8 protein-coding genes are annotated in these 4,443 nt (G+C 30.7%); all 8 read right to left on the bottom strand.

Annotated elements, in window-relative coordinates; all coding sequences use genetic code 11:
* Positions 1–69: 69 nt before the first annotated feature.
* Complete coding sequence (locus ABY298_RS15025) at positions 70–1,062, bottom strand: DNA-directed RNA polymerase subunit alpha (protein ID WP_372746866.1); 993 nt, start codon at positions 1,060–1,062, stop codon at positions 70–72.
* A 22-nt stretch (positions 1,063–1,084) separates the two neighbouring features.
* Positions 1,085–1,690: a 30S ribosomal protein S4 gene (rpsD, locus tag ABY298_RS15020; protein WP_372746865.1), complete on the bottom strand. Its 606-nt coding sequence runs from the start codon at positions 1,688–1,690 to the stop codon at positions 1,085–1,087.
* A gap of 83 nt (positions 1,691–1,773) precedes the next feature.
* On the bottom strand, positions 1,774–2,157 hold the full coding sequence (gene rpsK / locus ABY298_RS15015) for a 30S ribosomal protein S11 (RefSeq protein WP_372746864.1): 384 nt from the start codon (positions 2,155–2,157) through the stop codon (positions 1,774–1,776).
* A gap of 105 nt (positions 2,158–2,262) precedes the next feature.
* The gene (gene rpsM / locus ABY298_RS15010; RefSeq protein WP_372746863.1) at positions 2,263–2,637 is read right to left on the bottom strand and encodes a 30S ribosomal protein S13; all 375 of its coding nucleotides are present in this window, start codon (positions 2,635–2,637) and stop codon (positions 2,263–2,265) included.
* Positions 2,638–2,639: 2 nt separating this feature from the next.
* Positions 2,640–2,756 carry a type B 50S ribosomal protein L36 gene (gene ykgO / locus ABY298_RS15005; RefSeq protein WP_073370549.1) on the bottom strand — a complete coding sequence of 39 codons (117 nt, stop codon included), beginning with the start codon at positions 2,754–2,756 and terminating at the stop codon, positions 2,640–2,642.
* Positions 2,757–2,767: 11 nt separating this feature from the next.
* On the bottom strand, positions 2,768–2,983 hold the full coding sequence (infA, locus tag ABY298_RS15000) for a translation initiation factor IF-1 (RefSeq protein WP_129365759.1): 216 nt from the start codon (positions 2,981–2,983) through the stop codon (positions 2,768–2,770).
* Positions 2,983–4,317 (bottom strand): preprotein translocase subunit SecY, encoded by a 1,335-nt coding sequence (gene secY, locus ABY298_RS14995; RefSeq protein ID WP_372746862.1) that lies wholly within the window; start codon positions 4,315–4,317, stop codon positions 2,983–2,985. The genes infA and secY overlap by 1 nt, the downstream gene beginning before the upstream one ends.
* Positions 4,318–4,329: 12 nt before the next feature.
* The coding region (locus ABY298_RS14990; RefSeq protein WP_372746867.1) for an uL15 family ribosomal protein at positions 4,330–4,443 on the bottom strand (114 nt) is incomplete at its 5' end.

Below are 4,443 nucleotides of genomic sequence, written 5' to 3'. Positions count from 1 at the left end.
CTTCCTAAGTGATTAAATTTCTTTCCGTGTCTCATCTTATCTTATCGTAATTAAAACTTTCGTTTTAAATTAATCTTTATCTAATTTATATTTGCTTAAATCCATCCCAAAATTCAAACCTTTATTATGAACTAATTCATCTAATTCAGTTAAAGATTTCTTTCCGAAATTACGGAACTTCATCAAATCGTTTTTGTTAAATGATACTAAATCTCCTAACGTATCCACTTCAGCAGCTTTTAAACAATTTAGTGCTCTAACAGATAAATCCATATCCACTAATTTTGTTTTCAACAACTGACGCATGTGTAAAGATTCTTCATCATACGTTTCAGTTTGAGCAATTTCATCAGCTTCTAAAGTTATACGCTCATCAGAGAATAACATAAAATGATGAATTAAAATTTTTGCAGCCTCGGTTAATGCATCTTTAGGTGCAATTGAGCCATCAGTTGTAATATCAAAAACTAATTTTTCATAATCTGTTTTTTGCTCAACACGGAAGTTTTCAACTGCATATTTTACATTTTTTATAGGTGTAAAAATTGAATCAGTAAAAATTGTTCCTAAGGCTACTCCAGATTTTTTGTTTTCTTCAGCAGGTACAAATCCTCTTCCTTTTTCAATTGTAATTTCAAAATCTAAATTCACAGATTTCTCCATATTACAAATTACTAAATCATGATTTAATACTTGAAAACCTGAAATAAATTTTTGCAAATCACCAGCAGTTAATTGATTTTGATTTGAAATAGAAATACTAACAGTTTCTCTATCTGTATCATCAATTTGTTTTTTAAAACGAACTTGCTTTAAATTTAAAATAATTTCTGTTACATCTTCAACAACACCTTTGATTGTTGAAAATTCGTGCTCAATACCTTCAATACGAAGAGAAGTTATTGCAAAACCTTCTAATGAAGATAATAACACTCTTCTTAAAGCATTACCAACCGTTAAACCAAATCCAGGTTCTAAAGGTCTGAACTCAAATCTACCATTAAAATCGGTAGAATCAATCATAATTACTTTATCGGGCTTTTGAAAATTTAAAATTGCCATAATAGAATTGGTATCTTTAAAATTATTTAGAGTATAACTCTACGATTAATTGTTCCTTGATATTCTCAGGAATTTGGATTCTTTCAGGTACACTAACAAAATTTCCTTGTTTTGTATCTGAATTCCATGTAAGCCATTCATAAACATCACTTCTTCCAGCTAAAGAATCTTCAATTGCAACTAAAGATTTTGATTTTTCTCTCACTGCTACAACATCTCCAGCATTTAAAGTGTAAGAAGGTATATTTACCAACTCACCATTTACAGTAATATGTCTGTGAGATACTAATTGACGAGCTGCACTTCTACTAGGTGCAATTCCTAATCTATAAACAACATTATCTAATCTAGATTCACATAATTGTAATAAAATTTCACCAGTTACACCAGAAGATGCAGATGCCTTTTTAAATATGTTTCTAAATTGTTTTTCTAATATACCGTAAGTATATTTAGCTTTTTGTTTTTCTTCTAACTGAATTGCGTATTCAGATTTTTTTCCTCTACGCTTGTTAGCTCCGTGTTGTCCTGGAGGATAATTTCTTTTTTCAAAAGCTTTATCATCTCCAAAAATTGCTTCACCAAATTTACGAGCAATTTTAGTTTTTGGTCCTGTATATCTTGCCATTTCTTGTTATTAATTGATAGGGATTATGAATTAAGGCTAATCCTTCGATAATCATATAATCCTATCGGTTAAAATTTATTTAATTATACTCTTCTTCTTTTTGGAGGTCTACAACCATTATGTGGTAATGGAGTAACGTCAATAATTTCAGAAACCTCAATTCCTAAATTATGAATAGATCTAATAGCAGATTCTCTTCCGTTACCTGGTCCTTTTACATACACTTTTACTTTTCTCATACCTGCTTCGTGTGCAACTTTTGCACAATCTTCAGCAGCTAATTGAGCAGCATAAGGAGTATTCTTTTTAGAACCTCTAAATCCCATTTTCCCAGCTGATGACCAAGAAATTACATCACCTTTTTTATTTGTAAGTGATATAATAATATTGTTAAATGAAGCAGTGATATGTGCTTCACCAACTGCCTCTACAATAACTTTACGTTTTTTTGTACTTGCTTTCGCCATATTATTTAGTTTTTAGTTGTTAGTTTTTAGTTGTTAGAATCCTAAACATTTCTATTTCGAACAGATTCATCTAACTTCTAATTACTATGCGCTAACGCCTATTTATTATTTAGTTGCTTTTTTCTTGTTAGCAACAGTTTTACGCTTACCTTTTCTAGTTCTAGAATTGTTTTTAGTTCTTTGACCACGCAAAGGCAATCCAGATCTATGACGGATACCTCTATAACAACCAATATCCATTAAACGTTTAATGTTTAATTGAATTTCAGAACGTAATTCACCTTCTATAGTGTAGGATCCTACTTGCTCTCTAATGTTATGAATTTCATCATCAGTCCAATCTTGAACTTTAGTGTCTTCATTAACTTTTGCAATTGCTAAAATTTCTTTAGCTCTGTTTTTTCCAATTCCATAAATATAAGTTAAGGAAATTACACCTCTCTTATTTTTTGGAATATCTATACCTGCTATTCTTGCCATAATTATCCTTGTCTTTGTTTAAATCTAGGATTTTTTTTGTTGATTACATATAACCTGCCTTTTCTACGCACTATTTTGCACTCGGCACTTCTCTTTTTTACTGATGCTCTAACTTTCATCCGTTTATCCTTTAATATCTGTAAGTAATTCTTGCTTTTGTTAAATCGTATGGACTCATTTCTAACTTTACTTTATCTCCAGGTAATAATTTAATATAATGCATACGCATTTTACCTGAAATATGTGCCGTTACTACGTGCCCATTTTCCAACTCCACTCGAAACATTGCATTTGATAATGCTTCTGTAATGGTCCCGTCTTGTTGTATGGCTGATTGTTTTGCCATTATGCTATTGATTTTCTTTTAGTACCCTTTTTCATTAAACCATCATAATGACGATTTAATAAATGAGAATTAATTTGTTGAATTGTATCTATTGCAACACCAACCATAATTAATAGTGATGTACCACCATAAAATAATGCCCAAGACTGAGTTAATCCAAACTTAACAACAATAGCTGGTAAGATAGCAACCAACGCTAAAAATAATGATCCAGGGAATGTTATTAAAGATAAAACTCTATCTAACATTTCTCCGGTATCTTTTCCAGGTCTAATCCCAGGAATAAATCCACCACTTCTTTTTAAATCATCTGCCATTTTATTTGTTGGTATTGTAATTGCGGTGTAAAAATAACTAAAAATTATTATTAACACAGCAAATAATACATTATACCATAAACCAAACATATTGGAGAACTCTAAACCAATAGATTTTATAATCTCATTATCAGATCTACCTAATAAAGCTGGTGCAAACATAATTGCTTGAGCAAATATAATAGGCATAACACCAGATGAATTTAATTTTAATGGTAAATAATCTCTAGATCCTGCAACACTTTGAATATTACCTGCAACAGTTTTTCTAGCATATTGTACTGCTATTCTTCTAACTGCTGTTACCAAATATACACAAACCATAATAACAAGGAACCAAACAATTACTTCAATAAGCATCATTATTAAACCTCCATTTGATGCAGATACTTTAGAAACTGCCTCTTGAATAAATGATCCTGGAAAACGAGCTATAATACCAATCATAATTAATAACGATATTCCGTTACCAATTCCTTTATCAGTAATTTTTTCACCTAACCACATTGCAAAAATAGTTCCAGCTGTTAAAATTACCATAGAAGATAACCAAAACATACTACCACTAATGTAAAATGCAGAAGAAGGGATTAATTGATAAATATTTGTAATATATGCAGGTCCTTGAACCATAGTAATTGCAATTGTTAACCAACGTGTAATTTGGTTAATCTTTTTTCTTCCACTTTCACCATCCTTTTGTAATTTTTGTAAATAAGGAACCGCAATTCCCATTAATTGAACTACAATTGAAGCGGATATATATGGCATAATTCCAAGAGCGACAATAGATGCCTGAGCAAAAGCTCCTCCTGTAAACATATCTAATAAACCTAATATACCTCCACCACTAGTTTGGTTTTGTAGAGCTTCTTGAGCAACAGTAATGTCAATGCCAGGAAGCGGAACTTGTGCAGCAAAACGATAAATGGCCATAAATCCAAGAGTCAATAAAATCTTATTTCTAAGTTCTTCTATTGTCCAAATATCTTTTATGGTTTGAATAAATTTTTTCATCTTACTTAAGTATTATAACGTTTCTGCTGTACCTCCTAATTTTTCAATAGCTGCTTTAGCAGTTGCTGTAAATTTATGAACTGTTACATTTAATTTACCTTTTAACTCACCATTACCTAATATTTT

It is taken from the genome of Lutibacter sp. (genome assembly GCF_041596795.1).
In the GTDB taxonomy this organism is placed as follows: domain Bacteria; phylum Bacteroidota; class Bacteroidia; order Flavobacteriales; family Flavobacteriaceae; genus Lutibacter.
Note: the sequence above shows the minus strand (reverse complement) of the source record. Positions and strands in the feature narration are given on the sequence as shown.

Coding starts and splice junctions, on each gene's coding strand:
- ABY298_RS15025 (WP_372746866.1), bottom strand. CDS start 1,062: ATGGCAATTTTAAATTTTCAAAAGCCCGATAAAGTAATTATGATTGAT.
- rpsD (WP_372746865.1), bottom strand. CDS start 1,690: ATGGCAAGATATACAGGACCAAAAACTAAAATTGCTCGTAAATTTGGT.
- rpsK (WP_372746864.1), bottom strand. CDS start 2,157: ATGGCGAAAGCAAGTACAAAAAAACGTAAAGTTATTGTAGAGGCAGTT.
- rpsM (WP_372746863.1), bottom strand. CDS start 2,637: ATGGCAAGAATAGCAGGTATAGATATTCCAAAAAATAAGAGAGGTGTA.
- ykgO (WP_073370549.1), bottom strand. CDS start 2,756: ATGAAAGTTAGAGCATCAGTAAAAAAGAGAAGTGCCGAGTGCAAAATA.
- infA (WP_129365759.1), bottom strand. CDS start 2,983: ATGGCAAAACAATCAGCCATACAACAAGACGGGACCATTACAGAAGCA.
- secY (WP_372746862.1), bottom strand. CDS start 4,317: ATGAAAAAATTTATTCAAACCATAAAAGATATTTGGACAATAGAAGAA.